This window comes from Oscillibacter sp. PEA192 (assembly GCF_003574015.1).
Lineage (GTDB): Bacteria > Bacillota > Clostridia > Oscillospirales > Oscillospiraceae > Oscillibacter > Oscillibacter welbionis.
In genome coordinates this window covers 2433695-2458141 of record NZ_AP018532.1, presented here as the reverse complement: position 1 = coordinate 2458141, position 24447 = coordinate 2433695, and the positions used below count along the sequence as shown (strand labels likewise).

Genomic DNA, 24447 nt, shown 5'->3' with positions numbered 1-24447 from the left:
ATCCCTCCTTACTGAATGCTCAATTTATTGTTTTCAAAGGCAAAGTGTTCAACTTCTTGTCCTTTTGCCGTATTAATAATTACTGTTAATTCGCAATCTTCTTCTGATTCTGGAGCGTCTTCTCCAAACTGCTCAAGTAAAAGAGCATCAAGTTGGGCTATTCCGTGGGTAAGCGCCGGGTTATTATTAGAAGAAATTGCGCCATCAATTAAGTTATTAAAATATGTAATCATTGGGAGCGAAAGCTTAAAATTTTTTTCTCCAAGTTTCAAGTATAAATCAAACTTATTATCTACATCTTCAAATTGATTTGTTACCCGTTCTTGAATCACTTTCAGATCGTATTTACTGACTTCTCCCAAAACAATCATAACGTTTTGAAATACATCATCTTCTCGACGTAGTGTAAGCGGCAAAACGGTTTTGCCTTCGGGCAAGTAACCTGTATTCTTAATATAAAGGGCGTCAAAAATCATTCCTTGCATATTCCTAAGCATGATGTTAGATTGTTTGCTCGAAATTAGTTTTCGATAATCAGCATAGGACTCACCAAAAATTTGATTCATTATACGATCTATATCTGCATCTGATTCACACAGGCTGAAAAGCAGGTAAAATCGCCTAATAGCTTCACGAAGTCTGAGTTCTTCCTCGTGTTTCTTTCTATCAAGAAGCTGTTCCTCGTCAGTGATCTGATAGTGCTTTCGATATCTTTGCGTAAGAGCGGTTAGCTCTTTCTGTATTTTGGGCATAAAGCAGGAATAGTCGTTGCTGACAAACAATGAATAATCCACATCAAGTGCAATTCTATCTAATTCGAGGTTTTGAAGCTGTTCGATGCCTTTAATTTGAGCTGTATCTGTCGCTTTTTTTAGACCATGATACCCAAAGAACAGATTTGCAAAGTTGTAAACAAAGAAAGGCTCTTTTAGCTGCCTGCTTTCTATGTCATTACAAGAGAGGTTGCCGGTCAATGCATAGCTAATTTGTCCTACCATTTGCCGAATCGTCATGCGCTTATCATTTTCATAGAGAAATCGGTAATAATTTTCTATGAATTGTGCTACGCGGTCAAATTGGGTGGTAACAAGATCGTAGTTATTTTTAATTGGGCAGCGATTAGCATACGAGCATGTTGTGCAGGGAGCCCACAGTTGAGGAACAAGTATCTTCTTTAAAACGCGCACTGCGAAAGGAACATTGTCTACCCGGGCTATATTCACAAGAACGAACTCATATCCCTCAATCTGGAGGCTCTCGTCCTCGTTAATATCCAGTTGAGTGAAAAGCCTCGACTGTAATTCCATACGGTCGTTATCAGAGAATTGTTCACCAGAACTCTCTTTTTTTGCCCGCATTAAAGCCTCAAACGCTTTTAACAACGGTCCAGTATTACTGATTAGTAGGCTGGTTTTTCCCCTTTTAGGTGCTGTTACTGCCGCTTTGAGTGCTTCTACTTGCTTTTCTGCGGCAATTTCACTCATGTCTTTGTAGTAGAGAAAATCATCATACTCTTTTTGAACAAACAAGCCTTCACGGTCTTGTAACCGTCCTAGGCTTTTCAAGACCTGGACCAAAATACTGGTTTTCCCGTCGCCAGCATGACCGGTAAGAATGAATGCCTTATGGTTCCCGGATTCAACACAATCAGTAATATAGGCGCCTAGTTTGCGGTCGACTTTTACAGAGTCATAGTAACTACTTTTAACTTGCGTTTCAGCGAGAGAACCAGTGGAGTTGCCACCGACATTGTTTGTCGAGTTCAAATAATTTATAAAGTCATTCATATTTGATCTCCCATAATATTTGTTATAGCGGCTATAAGTGCATCAATGTCAGCCTCTGTGTTAAAGTACCCTACACTCACTCTTACAGTACCGTGTGTATCAAGCGAGCCTATCAACTTATGAATGAACGGGGCACAATGGAAACCAGTCCGCACCGCAATATCAAAATCTTCGCTGAGGATTATACCTACTTCATTTGGTTCGTATCCTGGGATATTGAACGAAACAACACTGGTATGTTTTGCATCGCCAGATGGCAAATACATCGTTGCTCCAGCTTCAAGCAGTCCGCCTATCAGCTTTTGGGTAAGGCTGTTTTTCTTTTCTTCAATGCAGCCAATGCCCACTTTGTTTAGCCATTTCAGTGACTCATTCAAACTTGCGATAGCGATAATATTAGGACTACCTAATTCAAATCCGCCTGGATAATCATTAGCCATTTTAAGATTCAAAGAATCTGATCCCGTTCCTCCCGCAAGAACAGGTCGGAGTTTATAGTCTGTATTTGTAATAAAACCTCCAATTCCCCAAGATGAATATAAGTTCTTATGCCCGGCAAAAATGAGAAAGTCTGCAGCTGTTTCTTTTAAGCTAAGCGGAAGGATACCAACAGATTGGGAACCATCAACAATAACCACAGATGAGTATTCTTTTGCTTTTTCCGCAATGGTTTTGATAGGTATAATTGCCCCCGTTACATTACTAACATGATTCATAAAAACATAATCGGGAGGATTCATTGCAAAATCCTGTTCGAGAGAGGCCATATCGATAGATTGTGTTTGAGAATCAAATGGCAACAATCGAACTTTTACTCCATACCGATCGCTTATTGTATTCAGAGGACGCGCAATGGCATTGTGTTCAAAAGGAGTTATATAAACATTTTTATACGAATCCCATTCCAGACCATAGATTATTTCGTTCGCTGCAATCGTAGCAGATGGGGCAAAGACAACACACTCCGGACCTGCCGCTCCCACAAACGATGCCATAAGTACTCTAGTTTCATCTACAATCTGCATTGCTTCAGAGGCGACACTATACCCACCCCGGCCGACATTAACGGCAATAGTGCGTTGAACGGTATTTACTTTGTCATACACACATTCTGGCTTCGGAAATGTGGTGGCAGCGTTGTCTAGATAAATCATATTGCTACTCCTTAATGGATTATTTCTCCGATTAACTTCGCAAGAATTGCAAGCTGCTCATCGGGTTCAAGGGCATCGTTATATTCTTCAAAAATGGATTTCAAATTATTAAATGCTGTTTTGCCAAGGGGAGAAATGGCTTCTGCAGTAAATGTTTTTTCGACTTGAACACCATCTATAGTGATAAGTAGTCGCCCGTCATCTTGGTCATTGCCTTTAGATTCAACGTACTCGTTAATCCGCCCGATAGCGTCAGAGATATCTTTAATAAATGCAGCTGCAGAATTATCGTTCCAGTCCTCAATGGCGATAGCTGCAAAAATGGAAATAAGAGCATCTAGCAAGTCATCGTCATTATAAGAAGATATAGCTCCAGCTGTAGTGAGCAGTGCGTTTGCATTGGCATCGAAAACATGTGTTTTAGTTGCTTCCGGCAATTTCTTATACCAAGCAATCATTGCGCGAGAAAGCCCACCTTGATACCCAGGCATAAACATTGCAGTTAGTTTTTTGTTGAGCTCCGTTCTGTACATACGTAGATGTGCGTCGAGCAATTCCTTTGCACCTTTGATCACTGCAAAGCACTCGTTCAAGTCTTCATTAGCACTTAATTTGGAAAGCCATGTTTCAAATAACAACTCTTGTGAGTTGATTTCAAAGCGAAGCAGATCATTGCGGACAGTTTCAATACCAGTGTCCAGTGTTTTCTCTTCGCCATTGTCTAAATAGCACTTGAACTTTTTGGTGTATTCAGGAAGAGAGCGTGCCCAATTTTGCATGCTCTTCACAATTGAATAGACGCGATTAATGCTGGGTGTTCTGGCATCAAAATGCTTTTCGAAAAGTTGCTGAAGCTCATTCAGATACTTGTCTCGATCTTCCGTACCAGTTTCTATGAGAATCTCATAGTCTGCAGGACTGTCATTTAAACTGCTAAGAGCGTTTGCAGAAAGTTCAATTTCCTTTCCCTTGAAGTACAAAACAATGCTTTCTTTGTATTGGCGCATAGTGTAGGCGATATATAGGGGAATTATGCCTCTACGCATACCATAGGGGGCAGATGTCAGCATCTGATACAACACTTGAAAATTACATTTCTTTTTCTCGCTTCCTCTGATGAACTCATCGATTTTGCTAAGAACTTCATTCATTCCAGGATCATCAACAGTCGCTGCAATATCCAATCCGGTTTTCTTAAAGGCAGACTTATAGATACTTACCTCTGGGCCTGAACCTTCCATGCAAGGGATAAAGTGATCCTCTGCATGTTGTAAAACCCACGCAATTACCAGATCTCTTGCTTTGGTGTTTTGCGTATTCAGTTTCCTCTTGTTAACCATTTCATTGTTTACAACTGGGGTTCTGCAATAGCATTTACTGCAAATATCAGAAATTGCATGGTTTAATTCCACCTGGCGACTAATGTCCAGGCTACCATTGCAAGTCCAGTAAGTGCTGTATTCGCTGGAAGGAGAATACATTGTATAAACAGCGCCTTGAATGCGCTTTTGAATATCCTCACCGAATACTTCCAATTCCTCAATAAAATGAGGATCATCGCTGCACTCTAGTAGCTTTTTGACCGCTTCGTACTGCTTGAGGAGACCCTCATACACAAACGGGTGAGTTGTGGTACAGATTACAATCTGAGGAGTTGTAGTAAAACTATGGATTCGTCTAATCGCTTTCTCCCTTGCAGAGGGTTCTGGGCTTACAATATTAATGATTAGACCGTCGTATGGATTATCGCTAAGCAAAGAATATCCATTTTTACATTGAGCAAATGCGCTCGCGTCCATGTAAATAGTCTTAAAGCAACGGAGCATGCTGTACTTGTCATTGTACTCACGAGGCATGACATAACCGAGCTCACATGCACTGGATAGAGTTTCACAAACATTGATTCTGGACAAAGAAGTCTTCACATAGTTGTCCACACTACGCTGTACATCTACTCCGTTGGCAGTTAGAAGAACAAATTCAGACGAATCACGCTGTGATAGGATGTGCTTTCTTAACAACTCACTAGTACTTTTGTCAAAGTCCTTGTCATCCATGAGGAGCGCAGCTTTGATGTGAGCGGGAACCGGCTTGAGCCTTTCGTCACCAATTATGTTGAAGATAGCTATTGCCTTCAATATCCTAAGCTGAGCCTGATCGGACACTTGCCTAATAGCAGAATCCGTTTTTGCCCATATACTATGCACGGAGACATTAAAGACCTCTTTCTTAAAAAGTTCCTCGAAGTAGTCATAGATATAGTCTACAGTAATCCATTGAAGATTTTCGTGTTCTTTTTCAATAAAGTCTCTAAATGTATACTTATCCTGTTGTGCTAAAAACGTAAATAAAGTTCGCTCGTTTTGCCCGACCAACTCGCTCACGTGCAACAATGCGAAGGAACTCAAAGGAGACAAGGGGAAACACCCGTAAACCAACTTATCGGTGTATGCCTCAGATGATAAGTCCGAAAAAAGATTCGTCATAGAAGAACGGTCTGCTACATGCTTGAAGGCATCTGCGTGAGTAGCATAGAACTCTGCAAAAGGATCTTTCTTGATAATAGCGTTAGCGATAAGCTCATAACTTTGCTCAGAAGAAGCAACGAATCGTACCTTCTTAAAACGGCCTTCTACCGTTTTAAAACTGTCACTTGAAGAGTAGTCAAGGATATCTTTATGTGTAATACATGTAAAATGAAGTTGAGCTTCTTTGCTACGTGACGCGGCTTCAGCCATATCCTGGATAATTTTAAAATTAAGCATTTTGCTTTTTTCAAGGTTTGCTTCCAGGAACTTACTAAATTCATCAAAAATAATCGTAATTCCACAGTAGGAAGTTTGCTCTTTAAGCGCTGCTGTTACAGCCATATAGAGTTTCACAACATCCATGTTTGTTAATGGGTTAAATTCTGTCCCCGCAGCAACTTCGGGATAGCACTTGCAAAAAAGACGATACGATTTTTGGTTGAATTGCCTAAGGCCGATACGAAGCTCATCAGCTGTGGTTTTTTTGTGTTTGAGTTCTTTCTTGAGCTTTGCGTAAGCATCTGGGAAACCTGCTTCCCATTTATCCATCACTGCAATAGCAGAGTCAAAATATGTGGTAGGCAGCAGTTGATGCAAATTTGCTTGGACAAGAGCATCGTTAATCGCCACAAGGAACGACTGGTTTATATCTGTAGAATTACTGTTAATAATAACAGGCAAGGTTCTAATTTTAGATTCGACAATTGCTTTTGCAAGTGCGCCAACTTCTTTATCCACCCGCTCAATTTTTTCACAGAGTTCCATCTGAATTTCGTTTGCCTTTTTACGTTCTTTGGCAGAATGAGCACGAAGATCTAGAGACGTTAGAGCGGACAGAACTAACAAAAGGTGAGATTTTCCCCTACCATAAGGACCAATTAAAACGGTTGCTCGATTTTGAGATTCTGCATTGAAGTAATACGAACGCAAGAAAGCTCCAAGCACTTTTACAGATTGCTCTGTAGGAATATAACTCTGGACTTTTCCAGTTTTATTAAGGTCGTATTCGAGATTGACTGAAGTTTGAAAGTCTTGATTGACCCCAATTAATCCATTATATTTCATAACTTATCGCACCTGAGCCTTCTTATAATACTCCGTCATAATGTCCTTAGGCTTCATCATAGTCTCAACGTATACCATATCCAAACCCGCAGTTCGATTAATGGTGAGATAACCAGCGATTCGCAACTGATCCAGATACTCATTGATGGCAACCCTGGATAAGTTAAAAACTCTGCCAATATTGTTGGGGGCATTTAAAAGATCATCAATGCTAACTGAGTTTTTTTCTTTGCTGATATTTTGAGCAATCACATATAGCACTGCAAGTTTATCTAAAGCTCCATGTGTAGGCATAGACTTGATAAATGCGCCTTTAGTTTTCGTGCTTTTTTGGATTAAACCTAATTCAGCTAAAGGACAGTCAAGGCTTTCCTCAGGATGGGTATCAATAATGCTATTTTTAGAAATCTGCTCTCCGGCCTGAGAATTTATGTACATTTTTATGATGCTCGAACAGTCGTCAACAAACGAACTTTCGGAATAAGTACATCCTTCATCCATTTTTTTGTCCAAGAGGACCTGACAAGCGTTTACCATGTTCTCTTTGGTAAAATCCTGGCCGTCGTACTCATTGAAGAAAATATTCCACACGATGCACAACGACGCATTTGAAACAATATGGTAATGTACGAGAAATAATGTAAACAGGTCATCAAAATACGGATCATATTCTGCAATAATGTCACCAAAGTCCTCGGTAATAAATTGAGAGCGACTTCTACCAGAGTTAGTGTATTGCTCCTCGGTAAGATGTGTTGCTTGAAGCCAGAATCGGATGGATTTCACCATTTTACTACCTACACCCAGCCGCTCCATGACATCATCTTGGGAGAAAAGATCCTCATTTTCTGCAACACACCGCATGCCTTTGCGCAGCCAGCCTTCCCTAAAATTAAATGACTCGTTGCCCTTTAGTTTTACTTTTTTCAATTTCTCATTCATATCTCAGAATATCCTTTCCCTCTGGGCAGCAGCACCCTGCGCATGTAGCAGCCACCAGTATAATGGTTGATGCATTCAAAGCAATGTATGCATTTTGACCCATCGATTTCGTAACGATAGTCAATATCTGATGACCCGGATTTTATAAGCCTGATTGCATTATATTTGCAAACATTTTCGCAAGCGTGACAACCAGCGCACAATTGATATTTTGTTATTTGACACTTAAATTTTAATTCGATTTCAAGATTTTTCGTTCTGGCTGCAATTGGGGTGTTGAGGATCGAAATTCTCAACTCTTTGCTGCCGACACGTCCTTGTAGTTTCATAATTGGTTGTTTAGTTTTGCTGTCCAAAATGTAAACCTCGCCCAACCGTGCCCTTCCCATGTCAAAGTTAAGAATTCCAAACGGCTTAAAAAACTCATACATTTCTGGAGAAATTGGCTTGTTGAGTACGTAGTTAAATGTTTTTGCATCTGTGGCGCAAGGCTTAAAGTCGATAGCAACATTTTTACTTAATTCCATACCGGCGCCACCTTGACGCGCTTTCCAGCCACCGCTCTTGACATATTCCTCAGGGTCTTGTTTGCCCATTTTTTTTGCAAAGTCTAACAGGATCCCATTAAAACGCTTGGATAATTCAGGCATATATATTGCAGACAAGAACTGTGCCCAGTATGTATTATTAGGACACAGCCAACATCCGACTCTCGTATACCCCAGACGATATGCGTAATTAAAATCGATCCCTGTTGTCAGCAAATACAGCCAGATATCGTAATCAATCCAGTCGATAATTGGAGAGGCAACCAGTTGTTTGCTTATTTTTTTCCCCTCTGAGGATCTTTCATAAGAATTGCGGCTGGTCGATTCGCTTCTACGAATACCGTAAAATGTTAAAATAGTTTTTTTGTCGCCAAAAGTGCGTTTGATTTTTTCTCCAATAAAGCCTGTTTTGAAAATCGTGCAACACCATCTCAGCGATCTGCTGGGTGGCCCAAATGTTTCGCAAAGAGTAAAGAAGTTTTGCTCTTTATTTTCTGCGCGAAGCAAAGGAGTTTTTCGATTGTCGCGCTTGAAACGTTCAATATATTTGTATGTTTCAGGAAACTCTAATGTTGTATTTCCAAATATGTGAATAATATCTGGCCTTGACAGCGCCTTTCTTACAAGATCACTTACAACGGTAGAGTCCTTGCCCCCAGAAAAGGAAACAAACATTGCGCAAGTATCATCATTTTCATACTTTGATGCTTTGCGTTGTATGTATTCTCGCGCTTCGTCATTAATGTGATGATATCGACCTTTATTTGCTAAAACCCACCGAGACATTTCTTCGTTGAAAGATTCGTAGTAATCTTTCGGATCATACTTGCCCAACTCAGCTTTCACAGTATCTGGATCCAGATTTTTTACAGACAAAACTGAAAATGGAAGTCTCTTGCCATTAACATAGTAACGATTTCCCGTTCCGTTCCAAACTGATTCCGTCATATACGCTAGTGGCTTCTTAAGAAGCACGCCTAGAAGTAGCCTTTCCTCAGGAAACACTGGCCTTGCATCAGAGGTAAAAATGTTGCCATGCGTACCACATTTTGGACAAACACAATCATATATGGGAATGTTACAGGTCGGGCACCAAAATAATTCACTGTGCATTTCAGCCCTTTTTCCACAATATGGGCAGTTACTATCTCTTCCTTGTAAATCTTCTGGAGAATATTCTTTTTGGCACTCTTTACAAAAATATTTAATCATATGTATTCCTCGTGCTTATGCATTGAATCAATGTTCGTTTTCCCAGATTAGTTCCATTATTTCCCCAATATCACAATGGAACACCTTACAAATTCTCATCAACGCCTCTAAAGGAACTGGTTCATTCTTATTTAGCTTTGTGGCAGTATAGCCACTTATATCCGCGGCTTTATATAAATCACTCTTTTTCATTTGATTATCAACAAGTAATTTCCAGAGCTTCTTGTAACTAATACCCACAAAACTGCCCCCTTAAATCTACCGTACTCGCTTGTGACTGAATATAATAATGCTTATATAGCTTAGCACATACACCAAAGAATTTCAATGATTTAAACCGGATTATTCTCGAAATTCAATTACTGGTGTCGCTTTTTTGCTCTTGATTGTAAAGGAACAATTCCATTGATGCATCTTTGATATAAAAATGTTTCGCTTAGTCTGATCGTCCGAAAATGATAAATTTTTTCCCTGCTTCTCCGTTGTTCCCATATACGATGGAATACTACCCCTATCTTTGAGTAACGCACAAATAATAAAACTTGCTAGACTGTAAATTCCCCGCTACAATAGCAGCAGAGAAGGAGGAGTGCCCTATGACGATTCGATGCCCGCACTGTGGCAGTCCCGTGAGGATCCGGGGGAACAGTTGGGAGTGCGGCTGGTGCCGGGATTACGGTCCGATTTCCTCGCTCCGCCCCTCGGAGCGGGCAAAGCTGGCGCAGGCCACGGCACCTTCCATCCGATTTACCGTCACCGTGACGGACACTTCTCAGGACGAGGAGGCCCCGTCCAGCTTCTCCCTCGCCGAATCAGTTCGTCCAGAGTCCGCTGATGCAGATGCTGAAGTCGGACGACGGCCTGGCGAGGCAGTTGTTCCAAAGCGCCTATGTGGGCCGCGCGCAGGAGGCTCTGCTGGAGGCCTGCGACTGGTTCGGAGAGCCGGAGCTGAAGGAGAAGCTGCTGGGTTTGCTGAAAGAGAACCCGTATTTTAAGGGCTTTGACTGACCGGCCTGACCTCACTATACTAGAAAAATTTTCCATTCCTCTGCCGCAAAATCCCGCCGCCCTATTCTTTGATATAGCGACGCAAACACTGGGCGGTTTTTCCCCTGAAAACCGCGCTCCTTTCCGGCGCGGAGCCGGGGGAGCGGAGGCGCTGAAACCAGCAAAGAAAACCGTTGCAACGAATCCTCGTCAGAGGTACAATGCCACCAATCAGAGGGACGAAAAAACACTTCCCGCCAGGACCGGCCATGGAACGCCGGGGCTGGCGGGAAGCGTGCGTTTGACCACATGTTTGACCACAGACAGCTCTGGAGCACGCGGAAACAGTGGATTTAAGAGGTTCAAAGAGTATGCGAAAACGAGCGGAAAGGACCGGAAATGCCGGTAAACACACAGAAAAAATTTAGTTCAACCGTTTGGGAAATGAGGGCAAGGGCTCGCCCATCTCAGCGGGAAAAGTTTGTCAAAAATGCAGTTGTATGTTGCCGGCAGCAGGCTGCAAATTGAGAGGAGCTGTGTGAAGAACCTGTCGACACTGATAGCTCATTCAGCCAGAGAGATCAATGTCTGGCACCACATAATTCCAGGAATGATCAAGGAAGAGCCGCAGGTTGGTGGGGGAGAAGGCGGATGAGGCGCTATTTTCTTCATTTCAATATCTACTGTAAAATAAAGGAGCAGCATTCTATCGACCGGAACATTGCTCAGATATCGGCATGACTGCCAATAGAACCAGATGGGAGCGAATGTGGCATTTCCCAGGCGCATGAACGCCATGCTCTCAGGAGTTGAAAGCTGCGGACGATAGGCGCATCCGACCGGAAAATTTGGCTCCGCAGTAGGTCTTCTTGAAGTGTTACGGGATGTAACAATATGTTACGGTACATTTAATACTTACTGATACAAATTAGCAGCTTGATAGCGGACGGTTCAAAAAAACAGACCGATATCTGTGGTATTACGACGTCTGGGCTGCTCCAAAATGTTGGCACAAAAATTGCTTAATATCCCGATAGGATAAGGCCCTCCTCTGGTCTCGCCCCCAGAGCGATAGGCCAATTCTGAAGGCATATTATTGACGGAAAAGGAAGGTTTATCATGGAGCACGAAAAAGGCCTGCTGGAAGGCATTGTTATTCTGGATCTGACCCGCGTGTTGGCAGGGCCCTACTGCGGTGCGCTGCTGGCGGATATGGGCGCTACGGTTATCAAGGTCGAGCAGCCTGGCAAGGGTGATGACAGTCGGAGCATGGGCCCCTTTATCAATGATCAAAGCGTTTACTTTGCCAACTTTAACCGCAGTAAGATGGGCGTCACCCTGAACCTGAAAGCCCCCGAGGCCAAGGAGATCTTCAAGGAGATGGTGAAGAAGGCCGACGTGGTGATCGAGAACTACCGTCCCGGCACCATGGAGAAGCTGGGCCTGGGATATGATGTGCTGAAGGAGATCAACCCCGGCATCATCTATGGCGCTTGCTCCGGCTTCGGCCACACAGGCCCATACAGCAAGCGTGCGGGTTATGATATTGTAGGTCAGGCCATGGGCGGACTGATGAGCACCACCGGCTGGCCTGGCGGCCCTGCCACCCGCTGCGGCACCCCCATGGGCGACGTGCTGGGAGGGCTGAACCTGACCGTCGGCGTGCTGGCGGCCCTGGTGAACAAGCAGAGGACAGGTCTGGGTGAAAAGGTCGACGTGGCACTGGTGGACTCTGTGGCCTCCGCTATGGAGAATATCACCATGATCTATCAGTCTACCGGCCGTATCCCCCAGCGGATCGGCAACCGTTATGAGTCCACCTATCCCTATGATGTGTTCCCGGCCAGTGACGGCGACGTGGTCATCGCCGCCGGAAACGCCAAGCTTTGGAAGATCCTGTGCAGTGTGATGGGCAGCCCCGAGCTGGCTGATGCCCCCAAGTTTGCAGGCATCCAGGAGCGCATCGCAAATCACGAGGAGCTGCGGGAGATCATCAGCAGTTGGACCAGAAACCATACCATTGACGAAATCGACAAGATGCTCAATGACGCCGGCTGCCCGGCCTGTCCGGTGAACACTATTGACCGTCTGGTGAAGGACCCCCAGATCGCCGGCGACCGCGGAATGTTCCCGGAGATCGACCAGCCCGGCATGGGCAAGCTGCAGATCACGGCCATGGCCCAGAAGCTGACCCGCACCAAGTCCTGCCCCAGAAAGGGGGCGCCCCTGCTTGGCGAGGACAATGCCGCGATCTACGGTGAGATGCTGGACTTCGACGAGGCCAAACTGACCGAGCTGAAGGAGAAAGGCGTTATCTGATTTTAGAGGAGGATTTCCTGTCATGAGCAAGCAAGTTGAAGTCATCGAAGTGGGGCCCCGGGACGGATTCCAGAGTGTCAAATGCACCCCGATCACCACGGAGCAGAAGCTGACCGTCATCGATCAACTGGTGGCTGCCGGAGTGAAGCACATCGAGTATACCTCCTTCGTCAGCCCCAAGGCCATTCCCCAGCTGGCAGACGCGGCTGACGTGACCCGGGTGGTGCTGGAGAAATATCCAGACATGGATCTGTTCGCACTGATCCCCAACCTGCGGGGCGCACAGAACGCCTATGAGCTGGGCTTGCGGCGGGTGTGCTATGTGGTCTCTCTCAGCAAGAGCCATAACAAGGCCAACATCAACCGCACCCACGAGCAGTCTCTGGAGGCGTACAAGGAAATCCGGGCTGCCTATCCCGACCTGGACATCATCGTGGATCTGGCCACCACCTTTGGCTGTCCCTTTGAGGGGAAATACGACAATCCCTCCGCCGCGGTAAATTTTCTGAAAGACTATGTGGACGCCGGTATGAAGACCTGCTGCCTGTGCGATACTATCGGCATTGCCGATCCCGCCCAGGTGCGCGCAGTGATCGGCGCCGTGAAGAACGCATATCCCGGTCTGGATCTGATGGTCCACTTCCATGATACCCGCGGCCTGGGCATGGCCAACACCCTGGCGGCCATGGATATGGGGGTTACCAAGGTGCAGGCTGCTCTGGGTGGTCTGGGAGGCTGCCCCTTTGCCCCCGGTGCCTCTGGAAATCTGTCCACAGAGGATGTGGTGTGGACTCTCAATGAGATGGGCTGCGACACTGGCATTTCCTTCTCCAAGCTGCTGGCTGCTGCGAAGGCCCAGATGCAGGCCATCCCTGGTACATACAGCGGCCACCATATCCATGTAGAAAAAGAGACTCCCTGCAAGCCTGAGCGATAAGTCATCTAACACACACTCCTTCCCGCCCCCTTCCCAAATGGAAGGGGGCGGGGTTTTTCTGCAGGGCTGGGCGAAGAAGATGCAGGCGGGGATTCTGCGGCGGCTTACGCAGAGCCCGTACAGAGAGAAGAACACAGGGGGATCGCACGAGAAAGGGCTGACGCACAGGGCTTTGGACGGGCTGGCCCTGGGGATTACAGACTCTGTACTCGGGGGTGTATGTACCCTATGATTCTCCTGAGGCCGCCTGTGAGACAGCTGGAAGAGACGGTGTGGATCGGTCCGCACACCTGTGCTGTGCCTGTGAACTCCAGCAGCTGGATCGCTGGAGCGGAGGAGCGGGGGGACAGGAAAGGGCTCCGCACATACTGTGCGGAGCCCTTGTGACAGATGTACCAGGGACGGTCAAACCGTGCCGACACCGAAGATGCCCATGGTGATGAAATACAGAACGATGGGGAAGATGATCAGAGCGATGAGCTTCAGGCCAAGGCCGCATTTCAACATATCTTTCAGCTCGATTTCGCCGGAGCCATAAGCAATGGCGTTGGGGGGCGTTCCGGGAGGCAGCATGAAAGCAAAGTTGCAGGCCAACATGCAGGCGATCATCATGGCAAAGGGACTGACTCCGATAGCCTCGCCCACACCGGCCAGGACCGGGATAAAGGCGGCCACGACCACGGCGTTGGTAGTCAGTTCAGTGAGAACAGCGGTGACAATACCAACCAGAATTACAATCAGGATGGAGTTCATGCCCGCCAAGCCGGAGAGCATATTGGCGATCCACTCCGCGCAACCGGCATCCCGGAAGGCGTTGCCCATGACCATGGAGCCGCCCAGCAGAATAACGGCGTTCCAGGGGATGTCATTGAAGCCGGTCTTCCAGTCGCAGACGTACTCACCTTTCTTATAATCCATAGGTGCAATCATAACCAAGATTGCACCGAACATGGCGATAGTTTCATCCGTGGCATAGGGGAACCAGTCACCCCAGACCAGAGAACGGGTGACCCACAGGATGACACACAGAACGAAGATGGCGGCAACCCACTTCTCGCCCTTGTTCATGGGCCCCAGTTCCTCATACTGCCTGCGGGCGATGGAGATGTCAGTAGGGGGCATCTTGTCGACCTTGAAGAACTTCACCATATAGAGCCAGAAGAAGGGGATCAGGATGACGGTGAAAGGCAGGCCGATCTTCATCCAGTCCAGAAAGTCGATGTCGATGCCAATGGTCTCACGGATCAGGCCGATGCCGGTGGGGTTGGTGGTGGTGCCGATGACAGTTGCCATGCCGCCGATGGTGGCGGCGTAGGGGATGGCCAGGACCATGGCTTTCTTTAGACCGGCGGCATTATCGCCCAAGGTGCTGGAAATAGCCAGAGCTACAGGCAGCATCATGACAGTGGCGGTCGTGTTGGACATCCACATGGACACAAAGCCTACGGCAATGATGAATCCCAGGATCAGAGTGGTGGGCTTCTTGCCGACCTTGCTGACGATGCCCAGAGCAATACGCTTGTGCAGGCCGTGCTTCACCATGGCGCCGGACAGGAAGCCCACGCCCACCAGCAGGTAGCAGGTGGAGTAGGCATAGTGCGCGAACAGCGTGATGTCATTCTGTCCCTTGGAGCCGGTGATTTGCATTACCGGGAACAGGAAGATCGGCAACAGCGCTGTGAACGGGATCGGCATGGCCTCAGTGATCCAAAAGACCACCATCAGTACGGTGACGGCCAGCACCCGCTGCCCCACCAGCGACAGCCCTTCAGGCGTCGGCATGAAGCCGATGACCAGCATGGCAACGATGCCGACAAGGAAGCCGATCTTTTGGACTTTTGTTTTACCCATGGAATCTCCTCCTAAAAGATAGTAGAGTCTTGCCACAGGATCCCCTGTGACCTGCCCAGACGCAGCTCGCCCACGACGTCAAAAGCTATTATTACAGATATAGCAAAAAATGTGCCAATCCTTCGGGGAAAATTCATATATTTGACTAAATGTTTGAAAAAGCTGTAGAAAATTTACAAAAAGGGGGTAAAAATGCACAAAAAACGCCTTGCCCGCGAATGAAAATAGGCAGACAAGGCGTTTGGCCGGGGGAGTGTAACGCGATTTGTTAAACGTGTGTTGCAAACGGTTAAAGGCGCAGCAGAAAATGAAACGATCACCGTTGGATGCCGTATTTTTTCATCTTCCGCCATAGAGTTTGTCGACTGCAGCCAAGGCTTCTGGCGGCATCCGCCATAGAGCCGGGGTGGTTGTGCAGAGCGGCCTCGATGGCGCGGCGGTCACGTGATTCCGTTTCCTGGCAGGGTTCCGGCGCAGGCTCAGCGCGGCGGCGCAGAATATCCGACACCGTCACGGAGGAGGCTCCGGCGTTCCTCATCAGAATATTGGCCCGCTCCACAAAGTTTTGTAGCTCCCGGATATTGCCGTACCACTGATAGGGACCGGCCTGTTCAAGCAGATACAAGAACTGGCTCTGCATGATGGGGTCCTTGCCGCCGGGCAGCTGGCGGAACAGATGGAGGCCTAAGATCTTCACATCGTCACCCCGCTCCCGCAGAGGCGGGAGCTTCAGGTCCAGCACGTCCAGACGGTAATACAGGTCCTCCCGGAAGCGGCCTTCCACGGTCTCCTGCAGCAGATCCTTGTTGGTGGCGGCGATGATGCGCACGTCCACAGGGATCACCCGGCTTCCGCCCACCCGGCGGATCTCTTTTTCCTGCAGGACCCGCAGCAGCTCCACCTGGGTCTCCCGGGGGATCTCGCCGATCTCGTCCAGAAACAGGGTACCGCCGTGGGCCAGTTCAAACACGCCCTCCCGGCCGCCCCGGGAGGCGCCGGTAAAGGACCCGGCCTCATAGCCGAACAGCTCGCTCTCCAGCAGGCTGTTGCTGACAGCGGCGCAGTTGATGGCCACAAAGGGGCCGTCCCGGCGGTCACTGGCGTTGTGGATGGACTGGGCGAACAGCTCCTTGCCGGTGCCGGTCTCCCCCAGAATCAGCACGGAGGCACGGGAGGCGGCATAGCTCCGGGCAATCTGGATGGTGCTGCGGATGGCTGGGGAGTCCCCCAGGATATCGTTGAAGGCGTACTTGGCCACCAAGCCCTTTTCGTGCAACTTGAGGCGGATCTTCTGTTCGCTGTTCTGCAGCTGCTTCACGTCCTGAAAGGTGGCCACTACGCCCCGGCGCTGGCCGTCCACCAGGATAGGGATCCGGTTGGTGTTGCACAGGGTCTGGTGGATCTGCATGATCTGGTCCAGCTGCTTCTCGCCGCTCTCCAGCACATCCGGCAGAAGGGTATTGGGCAGGACCGCCTCCACCGGCTGTCCCACGGAATCCGCGGCCCGGCAGCCCATGATCCGCTCTGCCGGAGGATTGAGGACCTGAATCCGGCCGTTTTCATCAATGGCCAGGATGGCGTCATGCGTGAAGTCCAGTACTGCCTGATACATCTCTGATTGAGTCTTAAAGAGGCACTGTTTTTCTGCTTCCTCCACCTGGACACGGCGCAACTGAGTGGCACTCTCCAGTGCATTGAGAATGGTCTCCACGGAATTTTCCACGATCACATGGGGAAGTCCCAACCTTTTGGCCCACGGATCGGTCCAGGCACCGCCCACACTAAACACCGCGCCGTCTTTCAGGGCACGCTCCACGCAGCCCCGGCAGTCGGCAAAGCTTTTGAAGATGTAGTTCTTTGTCTGCACCTCCAGCATCTCACACATCTGCAGAATATCAGAACTCATGGGATCATAGGAAAAAAAAGCAATCAGTCCAGGTGTGTGCAGACCACGCTCCTTCAGCATCCAAAGATAGTCGGAGAGGGAGTTGTTCAGGCCCACGACTTTCAGGTTGGTGACCTCTTCCACGATCCGGCGGGTCCCTTTGCGGGTGATAATGATTTCGGCACCCGCAGCTGCCAGTGTCTGTGCACACTTGACCGTCTCCTGGCGGCCGCTGGCGGCCACCACTACATCAATGTTCTGATAATTCTCCTGTTTGATCAGCATCTCAGCTTTTTCCGCCAACTGTAGGGTCGGGGCCATAACACAGATATCGTTGACATGCTGAACGTCTTTCCAATTCAATATCTCCACATATATACCTCTCTGCTCTACGTTTTGAACGCAGATACGGATGGACCGACTGAAATCTGTCCGCACTACGCGCCAGCGAAGGGATGCACCAGAAAAACGTTGCACTGGGATGGGAGTGATTTTCCCTAAAAGGCTCCCAAGTCCGGGGAAGGACCGGCGTCAGCAGCGAGTGAAACGCCGCTGGTGCCATTCTGTGCCGCTGATCCCTTAGACGCAGGGCTTCGGCTTGTACAGGGACATCAGATGGCTGACGATAGGGGCGTGGACATACTGTTGGAGCAGCAGCACCGCCTCATGGAGTGCATCGTTGTCGATGCCGGTCTCAATGCCCATCTCATGCATCATGTTCAGGGTATCCTCTGTGGCAACATTACCGGCTGCGCCGGGGGCGAAGGGACAGCCGCCCAGGCCGCCGGCCGCGGTTTCAAACTTGTGGACGCCCAGTTGCATGGCGGCCAGGGTGTTGGCCAGAGCCAGGCCCCGGGTGTCGTGGAGATGCATGACGAACTTGTCCGCTCCGAACTGGGCGGTGAGCGCATTCATCAGGTCATAGGTGCGCTTGGGATTGGACATGCCTACCGTGTCGGCAATGGAGATTTCCTTGCAGCCCAGATCCAGGCCGAACTGCACCATTTCCGCCACCCGCTCGGTGCGGATCTCCTCTCCAAAAGGACAGCCCAGAGCGGTAGCCAGAGCCAGGCGGAAGTCGATCTTGTGGCCGTACTCCTGAATCAGGGTCTTGAACTGTTCCATGGATTCCTCCGGCGTCCGGCGGACATTGGCCATGTTGTGAGAGCGGCTGACACTGATGACATAGGTCAGTTCGTTGATGCCGCACTCCACGGCGGTCTCCACGCCCCGGGCGTTGGGGACCAGCGCTACCGTGCGGACGCCGTGCGCCTTCAGCGTATCCCGCACAGCGGCCACAACCTCCTTGGCGTCGGCCATCTGGGGGATGGCTTTGGGGCTGACGAAGGAGACAACCTCCAGCCGCTTGAAGCCGGCCTCTGCCAGCTTCTTGATGATAGCGACCTTGCCCTCAAAGGGAATGATATCATGGACGCTCTGAAAGCCGTCTCTGGGGCAGACTTCGATCAGCTCAATGCGTTTCGGTAGATCCATTGTGAAAAACTCCTTTCCATATTTGCTGATTGGCATGATATTTGTTCGACCTGCGGATATAGTCCGCAGAGGATACGCTTAACCACCGGAGAGTTGCATGGCGTGTCTTATGTAACAGAGACAATGTTTCGAAACGTTACGGCGTACGCCCTATATGAACCGCGCTGTGCGCATGGCAAAGATGATGGCTGTCATGGTGAACAGAGACACCAAGTGGGTCACTACTACGGCGCTGCAGGCCAGGGCTCCGTCGCCGCCCATCTTGTCTGTGATGATGTAGACATTGACGGCGGCCGGCATGGCGCCGACGATGATCAGGGTGACCAGCTGCTCCGCCGGAAGGCCGGCGGCGATCCCCATGGCAGCCCAGATGGCCGGCATCAGCAACAGCTTGACACCGCAGAGACGCATGAGCAGCGGCAGATCGTTCTTCAGGGCACTGAGACGGATGCTTCCGCCCACCACCAGCAGCGCCATGGTATTGGTGGCGGCCTGGAAATAGCCCAGGCTCTCAGAGACCACGAAGGGCAGCTGGATTTTGAAATAGGCGAAGGGGATGGCTGCAAGCACAGCCAGGATCATGGGGTTTTTCAGAACGTTCAGAAGCACGGTGGACAGGCGGAACCGACCCTGGCACTCCTTGACAGTCATCAGAACAACGCCCTGAATATTGTAAAGGGGGATCACCAGCGCCAGGATCAGCGTTGCGCTGGGCACATGGGAGACTCCATAGATATTTCGCAGAAGAGCCGTGCCCAGATAGACGAAATTGCCCCGGTAGGCGGCATGGGAAAAGGCGCTCTGCTTGCTGCGGTCCGGACACAGCAGCCAGCCGGCTGCCCAGGCCAGCGCGAACTGCAGCACCACGCCGCCCGTTGCCACCGCGACATATCTGATGTCAAAGGCGGTGCTGAGATCGCTGGTGGCGATGTCCAGAAACATTTTTCCAGGCAGCAGTACGTAGTACACCAGATTGGTGGTATGGGCAATGTAATTCTCTGTGAAAAACCCCTTGTGGGTGAGAATACAGCCCAGCCCCATGACGATGAAGAGGGGCAGGCTCATATTGAGGCTGAACAGCAGATTCTCCAGCAAAATCGGTTCCTTCTCTCCCGCGGTGTTCAACACCGCGTCAAAATTATTAAGCAATTTTCATGCCGGCTTTTTCAGTGGAGCGGTTCTTCTCCGGGGCCCTGGCAGTTCCCGGATGTCCGGGGTGGCTTCAAACCCAGCTTCTCCAGCTTCCGGTACAGGGTGGAAAGGTGGAGCTCCATCTTTCCGGCGGCTTTTCGAAGGTCCCCGCCGCAGGATGCCACCATGGCGGAGAGGTATTCCCGCTCATAGATATTCATGGCCTGCTGATAGGGCAGAAGGTCCGGGACTGGGCATTCGCTGGTTTTTGGAGAGGATATGCCCGGTGGGATTTCCCGGAAGGCCGCCGCATCGATGATGGAATCCCGGCTCTCCACCATCATCCGCTCCACGGTGTTGCGAAGCTCTCGGACATTGCCCGGCCAGGACCACTGTTCCAGAGCCCGAATCAGAGCGGGCATCAGATGTTTTGTAAAGCCATACTTTTTGTTGAAAAGCTGGACAAAGTACCGGGTCAGTGGGGCGATATCCGCCACTCGTTCCCGCAGAGGCGGCACGTGGATGGTCAATACGTTCAATCGGTAATACAGGTCTGCCCGGAATGCCTTTTCCTCTACCATCTCCCGCAGATTCCGATTGGTGGCGGCAATGATCCGTACGTCGCATTTCTGGATTCGGTTGCTGCCCAGACGCTTGACTTCGCCGGTCTCGATGATCCGCAGCAGTTTGGCCTGGAGTTCCAGAGACATTTCGCCGATCTCATCCAAAAAGATAGTGCCCTTGTCGGCGAACTCGAACAGGCCGATCCTGCCGTCCTTGGAACCGCCGGTAAAGGTGCCCCGTTCGTAACCGAACATCTCCTCTTCCAGTAAAGAGGGGGGGAGAGAGGCGCAGTTGATCGGGATGAAAACCTGATCGGCTCGGTCACTGCGGGCATGGATGTATTTGGCGAACATCTCCTTGCCGCTGCCGGACTCGCCGTACAGAATGACGGTGCTGTCCACCGCGGCTACATGATCGGCATACTCCAGCAGTTTCACCATGGCATCACTCTCCGCGATGATCATGGATGGAGTTTTGTCAGTGCCCTGCATGAAGCGAATGACGTTGCGGACGTTGTCCCGCTCCTGGTCGAACTTCTCCAGCAAGGTGTACAGCTCCTCCTCATCCCAGCTGTATGTAGGGACGTATTGCAGTTCCCCGTCCGGGCCGAAGTGAGGCCGGGACAGGGCAAGCACCTGTCGGCCGGAGGCGGTCAGCGTGTGGTTGCTGAGACACTCCTGCTTTGTTTCCAACGTCTTGATGGAAGAAGCGCTGGTGGCAAAGCAGTAGCCCTTGAGGGTATCATAGATCGAGAGCTGCAGCAGCGTCTCACGGTCGACACCCAAAAGGCGACAGGTGCCGTCGCTGACATAGAGAAAACGGCCCCGGTCATCCGTGACCAGCATGCTGCCGAAGTAGTGCTCCGCCAAGATCTTCAACAACTCATATTCCTTCTGAGCTGCGGGGGTTGAAGCCAGATCCCCGGCCAGATGTGTTTCCGGTCTCTGTACCATGCTGTGGTCAATTCCTTTCTGGAAAATTTGCGTTTCGCCGAAATGCGAAAAACAAATTCGCGAATCAGAGAAAATCAGAGGGCATTTTTTCTAATATATCTTGGAAAACGACAAAATTGCAAGGACAATTTAGGCAAAACGGACAATAAATGAATGGCATATCTTTTGCTAAAAAGAAGAGCAGCAAGCCGGACCGGAATCTGCCGGCCGGAAGAGAATTTTAAAGGAGTGAGAATCATGGAAAACAAAAAACTGTTAAATGTCGATCTGGAGAGTACCGACTATGACCCCGCCCAGGTGGGCAATCTGGACCGCCGCCTGGAGGTGGGCAAAAAAGACGCCGTGTTCTTTCACGTGCTGGGTGTGGTGGCCACAGTGATCGCCACCATCTGGATGTACGCCTTCGGAACCGGCGATCCCGCAGAGATGAGGTACTTTCTGGGCATGCCCATGTGGGTGTCTGGCGCAATCGTGATTTATCTGGCCATGTTTGTGGTGGGCATGATCTGGCTGGTCAAATGGGAGGAGTTTCCGCTGACCGCAAGGTTTAAGAAAGACAGTATGAACAAGAAAGAGGGAGGGGAACAAGCATGAGTTATGATCTGGGCGGATTCTCTGTAACCGCGTCCACATCTCGGGTCATGTTGATCATCTTTGCCGTTTACAGCGTTGTTATTGTGGGCTTCGGCTTCTACATCAAATATCAATCCAAAAAGGGCGGTAAAGACGGCCTGGCCTCCTTTCTGACGGGCGGCGGCGGGCTGGGAGCCTTTGCCATCGCCATGATCGCCGCTACAAATTCCATGGCCGGCGGCACCATGGTGGCCGCGCCCGGCCTTGGGTATTCCGTTGGATTCACAGCTGCATTGGTCTATTACGCCGGTTTCCTGACTGCTGCCTATGGCCTGGGCAGCGTGGGGCGCAAAGTGGCGATCCTGCGTGACCGCACCGGTGCCGTCACGTTCCAGCAGCTTTTGGGGCTGCGGTTCCAGTCTAAAAAGGTCGTGGGGGCGCTGGCTATCACCGGAGCTTTCGGCCTGACTTTTTTCGCCGTGGGTCAGATCACCTCCGGCGCCAAGGTCTTCGCCGCTGTCACCGGCTCCAACTCCTACTACTTGGGCATCCTGCTGACCATCGTCATCACTGTGATCTACACCGTCTCCGGAGGGATCAAGTCCATGGCCAAGGTGGCCAGCATTCAAGGTGTCATCATGCTGATTGCCACGTTCTCCATCATCGGTGTTCTGATTGCCGACAACGTGGAAAAGTACGGCAGTGTCCAGGCCGCCATGGAGTATCTGGGCACAGCCTTCCCCGGCGCGATCCAGGCGGACACAGGCTTCACCTTCTGGAACGCCATGGGCACTGCGTTGTTTGCCGGCGTGGGCCTGGGCGCTGTACCCCACGCCCTGTCGGTCACGATGACCTACAACAACCATAAGAAGTTGAAGCAGGGCGTCATCATTTCCTGCTGTGTATTTACTCTGATCCAGGGCATCATGTGCTTCACCGGCCCCCTGACCCGGGCCATTAACCCCGGCCTGGAGACTGCGGACTATACGACCATCTTCAACGCCACCAATCTCCTGCCCTCCTGGATGGGCGGCATCATTTTCTGCGGGATCTTTGCTGCGATCCAGTCCTCTCTCGCGGGGCTGGCCATGGCCGGTGCGTCCATACTGGCCAAGGACTTCGTGGTGGACTGCTGGAAGCCAAACACGCCTCCCAAGACCCAGAGCACCATCAACACCGCATTTGTATTGGGCATCTCCCTGGTGGCGACGTTGATCGCCCTGAAGCCCTCTACCCTGACCCAGTACATGATCAACTTCGCCCTGGCAGCCCTTGCAGCGGCCTGGTACTTCCCTGTTCTGGTGGGCATGTACTGGAAGAAAGCCACAGCAAAGGGAATGTTCGCCTCTACGGTGGGCGGTTTTGCCGCATACGTCATTCTTTATTTCATCTCCGGCGTGATCCCATCCACAAAGGAGTGGTGGGCTGCGGCGCTGGGGGGTGTCCACGCTTTCCTGCCTGCCTGGCTGATCTCTCTGGTGCTGTTGGTGGCTGTCAGCTATGCCACGCAGAAAGAACGGGTCAAGCTGGGATATTTCCAGGTGTTCTTCTGTGAGGACTATGATGAGAAGTATGCCAAGATCGATACATTGAAAGACTAAGAAAGGAAGTAGAGGTATGATCAGGAGCAAGGACAATTTCCTTCAGGTCAGCGACGGCGCCTGGATCTATTTTGAGGACTACGGCAAGGACAAGGGGGAGCCGATCATGATCCTCCATGGCTTTCTCTGCTCGTCCAAATTTTTCTATAAAAATATTGATGCCCTCTCCGCCGATCACCGGCTGGTGCTGATAGACTGGCGGGGGCACGGTTCTTCGTCAAAAACGCTTCAAAATCTCACTATGGACCGCTGTGCCAAGGATGTTCATGAACTCATTGAGTATTTGGGCCTGGAGGATGTGACACTGCTGGGCTGGTCTATGGGCAGCAGTGTGGTGATGGAGTACTACGAGCAGTTCGGCGACGAGCATCTGAAGAAGATCGGCGTCATCGACTCTGCCTTGTACCCTTTTTCGCCGGAGTCCTGGAACAGCCATTCTTTGGCGGGCTTCAACATGGACGCCATGACTGCCACCTTGGAGAACGCGCTCTCCCACCACGATGATTACGCCCGGACGTTTACCCGGCTCTGCTTCCATACACCGCCTTGTCAGGAGGACGAGGACTGGGTCAGTACGGAAATGAAGAAGCTGCCGGTATATATCGCCTTTGCTCTGTATAACGATTTTTTGTTCAAGGATTATACAGAGACTCTCTCCAAGATCGACATTCCCCTCCTGCTGTGCTGTGCGGACAGCCCGGCCATCCCCCGGGGGATCGAAATGGGGCGGCACTATCGGGATTTGGTGAATGGTAATTGCTGCTTCCACGAATTCTTGGATCTGGGACATGTGATGTTCCTGGAGGACCCGGAGCAGTTCAACAAGACCATCCTGAACTTTGTGGAGAATTACACCTGGACATAAAGCCCGCTCACCCGACCCTCACAGAACACAGGCTCCCGGCTACACCAGACA

17 protein-coding genes are annotated in these 24447 nt (G+C 50.0%); 6 read left to right on the top strand and 11 right to left on the bottom strand.

Annotated features, from left to right (window positions below):
- Positions 1-8: 8 nt before the first annotated feature.
- From DN611_RS12215 to DN611_RS12190, 6 genes are read right to left on the bottom strand one after another with little or no spacing between them, the layout of a single operon-like run.
- A complete protein-coding gene (locus DN611_RS12215) occupies positions 9-1787 on the bottom strand; it encodes a hypothetical protein (protein ID WP_119311492.1) in 1779 nt (592 codons plus the stop codon).
- Positions 1784-2941 (bottom strand): aminotransferase class V-fold PLP-dependent enzyme, encoded by a 1158-nt coding sequence (locus tag DN611_RS12210; protein ID WP_119311491.1) that lies wholly within the window; start codon positions 2939-2941, stop codon positions 1784-1786. Before DN611_RS12210 ends, DN611_RS12215 begins: the two co-directional genes overlap by 4 nt.
- 11 nt (positions 2942-2952) lie before the next feature.
- The gene (locus DN611_RS12205) at positions 2953-6534 is read right to left on the bottom strand and encodes a hypothetical protein (protein ID WP_145985100.1); all 3582 of its coding nucleotides are present in this window, start codon (positions 6532-6534) and stop codon (positions 2953-2955) included.
- Positions 6535-6537: 3 nt separating this feature from the next.
- Positions 6538-7476 carry a DUF4007 family protein gene (locus tag DN611_RS12200; protein WP_119311489.1) on the bottom strand — a complete coding sequence of 313 codons (939 nt, stop codon included), beginning with the start codon at positions 7474-7476 and terminating at the stop codon, positions 6538-6540.
- Entirely contained in the window at positions 7473-9236 is a 1764-nt protein-coding gene (locus DN611_RS12195; protein ID WP_119311488.1) for a phosphoadenosine phosphosulfate reductase domain-containing protein, read from the bottom strand. Before DN611_RS12195 ends, DN611_RS12200 begins: the two co-directional genes overlap by 4 nt.
- Before the next feature lie 27 nt (positions 9237-9263).
- Positions 9264-9476, bottom strand: coding sequence for a helix-turn-helix domain-containing protein (locus DN611_RS12190; RefSeq protein ID WP_119311487.1), 213 nt, complete (start codon positions 9474-9476; stop codon positions 9264-9266).
- A gap of 594 nt (positions 9477-10070) precedes the next feature.
- On the opposite strand from DN611_RS12190, the gene DN611_RS16740 reads away from it, so the two are divergent.
- From DN611_RS16740 to DN611_RS12180, 3 genes are all read left to right on the top strand, one after another.
- Complete coding sequence (locus DN611_RS16740; RefSeq protein WP_160117437.1) at positions 10071-10244, top strand: hypothetical protein; 174 nt, start codon at positions 10071-10073, stop codon at positions 10242-10244.
- A gap of 1098 nt (positions 10245-11342) precedes the next feature.
- Positions 11343-12542, top strand: a complete 1200-nt coding sequence (locus DN611_RS12185; RefSeq protein ID WP_119311486.1) for a CaiB/BaiF CoA transferase family protein — start codon at positions 11343-11345, stop codon at positions 12540-12542.
- Between the two features lie 22 nt (positions 12543-12564).
- On the top strand, positions 12565-13479 hold the full coding sequence (locus DN611_RS12180) for a hydroxymethylglutaryl-CoA lyase (RefSeq protein ID WP_119311485.1): 915 nt from the start codon (positions 12565-12567) through the stop codon (positions 13477-13479).
- 405 nt (positions 13480-13884) lie between these two features.
- Here DN611_RS12180 and DN611_RS12175 read toward each other — a convergent pair whose 3' ends face one another.
- The 5 genes from DN611_RS12175 to DN611_RS12155 form a co-directional block, all read right to left on the bottom strand.
- Complete coding sequence (locus DN611_RS12175) at positions 13885-15330, bottom strand: SLC13 family permease (protein ID WP_119311484.1); 1446 nt, start codon at positions 15328-15330, stop codon at positions 13885-13887.
- A gap of 316 nt (positions 15331-15646) precedes the next feature.
- A complete protein-coding gene (locus tag DN611_RS12170; RefSeq protein WP_160117436.1) occupies positions 15647-17500 on the bottom strand; it encodes a sigma 54-interacting transcriptional regulator in 1854 nt (617 codons plus the stop codon).
- Positions 17501-17794: 294 nt separating this feature from the next.
- Positions 17795-18709, bottom strand: coding sequence for a hydroxymethylglutaryl-CoA lyase (locus DN611_RS12165; protein ID WP_025543860.1), 915 nt, complete (start codon positions 18707-18709; stop codon positions 17795-17797).
- A gap of 150 nt (positions 18710-18859) precedes the next feature.
- The gene (locus DN611_RS12160) at positions 18860-19804 is read right to left on the bottom strand and encodes an AEC family transporter (protein ID WP_119311481.1); all 945 of its coding nucleotides are present in this window, start codon (positions 19802-19804) and stop codon (positions 18860-18862) included.
- A 71-nt stretch (positions 19805-19875) separates the two neighbouring features.
- Positions 19876-21285 carry a sigma-54 interaction domain-containing protein gene (locus DN611_RS12155; RefSeq protein WP_158629698.1) on the bottom strand — a complete coding sequence of 470 codons (1410 nt, stop codon included), beginning with the start codon at positions 21283-21285 and terminating at the stop codon, positions 19876-19878.
- Positions 21286-21594: 309 nt separating this feature from the next.
- Here DN611_RS12155 and DN611_RS12150 point away from each other — a divergent pair, with 309 nt between their 5' ends.
- The 3 genes from DN611_RS12150 to DN611_RS12140 are packed head-to-tail and all read left to right on the top strand — an operon-like array spanning position 21595 to position 24396.
- Positions 21595-21951, top strand: coding sequence for a DUF997 family protein (locus DN611_RS12150; RefSeq protein ID WP_119311479.1), 357 nt, complete (start codon positions 21595-21597; stop codon positions 21949-21951).
- Positions 21948-23531 (top strand): sodium:solute symporter family transporter, encoded by a 1584-nt coding sequence (locus tag DN611_RS12145; protein ID WP_025543855.1) that lies wholly within the window; start codon positions 21948-21950, stop codon positions 23529-23531. Before DN611_RS12150 ends, DN611_RS12145 begins: the two co-directional genes overlap by 4 nt.
- 16 nt (positions 23532-23547) lie before the next feature.
- Positions 23548-24396, top strand: a complete 849-nt coding sequence (locus tag DN611_RS12140) for an alpha/beta fold hydrolase (RefSeq protein ID WP_119311478.1) — start codon at positions 23548-23550, stop codon at positions 24394-24396.
- Positions 24397-24447: the final 51 nt, after the last annotated feature.

What these genes read in the sequence shown, in the direction of transcription:
- DN611_RS12150 (WP_119311479.1), top strand. Translation starts at nt 21,595, where the DNA reads ATGGAAAACAAAAAACTGTTAAATGTCGATCTGGAGAGTACCGACTAT.
- DN611_RS12215 (WP_119311492.1), bottom strand. Translation starts at nt 1,787, where the DNA reads ATGAATGACTTTATAAATTATTTGAACTCGACAAACAATGTCGGTGGC.
- DN611_RS12210 (WP_119311491.1), bottom strand. Translation starts at nt 2,941, where the DNA reads ATGATTTATCTAGACAACGCTGCCACCACATTTCCGAAGCCAGAATGT.
- DN611_RS12180 (WP_119311485.1), top strand. Translation starts at nt 12,565, where the DNA reads ATGAGCAAGCAAGTTGAAGTCATCGAAGTGGGGCCCCGGGACGGATTC.
- DN611_RS16740 (WP_160117437.1), top strand. Translation starts at nt 10,071, where the DNA reads ATGCAGATGCTGAAGTCGGACGACGGCCTGGCGAGGCAGTTGTTCCAA.
- DN611_RS12165 (WP_025543860.1), bottom strand. Translation starts at nt 18,709, where the DNA reads ATGGATCTACCGAAACGCATTGAGCTGATCGAAGTCTGCCCCAGAGAC.
- DN611_RS12195 (WP_119311488.1), bottom strand. Translation starts at nt 9,236, where the DNA reads ATGATTAAATATTTTTGTAAAGAGTGCCAAAAAGAATATTCTCCAGAA.
- DN611_RS12175 (WP_119311484.1), bottom strand. Translation starts at nt 15,330, where the DNA reads ATGGGTAAAACAAAAGTCCAAAAGATCGGCTTCCTTGTCGGCATCGTT.
- DN611_RS12170 (WP_160117436.1), bottom strand. Translation starts at nt 17,500, where the DNA reads ATGCTGATCAAACAGGAGAATTATCAGAACATTGATGTAGTGGTGGCC.
- DN611_RS12145 (WP_025543855.1), top strand. Translation starts at nt 21,948, where the DNA reads ATGAGTTATGATCTGGGCGGATTCTCTGTAACCGCGTCCACATCTCGG.
- DN611_RS12140 (WP_119311478.1), top strand. Translation starts at nt 23,548, where the DNA reads ATGATCAGGAGCAAGGACAATTTCCTTCAGGTCAGCGACGGCGCCTGG.
- DN611_RS12205 (WP_145985100.1), bottom strand. Translation starts at nt 6,534, where the DNA reads ATGAAATATAATGGATTAATTGGGGTCAATCAAGACTTTCAAACTTCA.
- DN611_RS12185 (WP_119311486.1), top strand. Translation starts at nt 11,343, where the DNA reads ATGGAGCACGAAAAAGGCCTGCTGGAAGGCATTGTTATTCTGGATCTG.
- DN611_RS12200 (WP_119311489.1), bottom strand. Translation starts at nt 7,476, where the DNA reads ATGAATGAGAAATTGAAAAAAGTAAAACTAAAGGGCAACGAGTCATTT.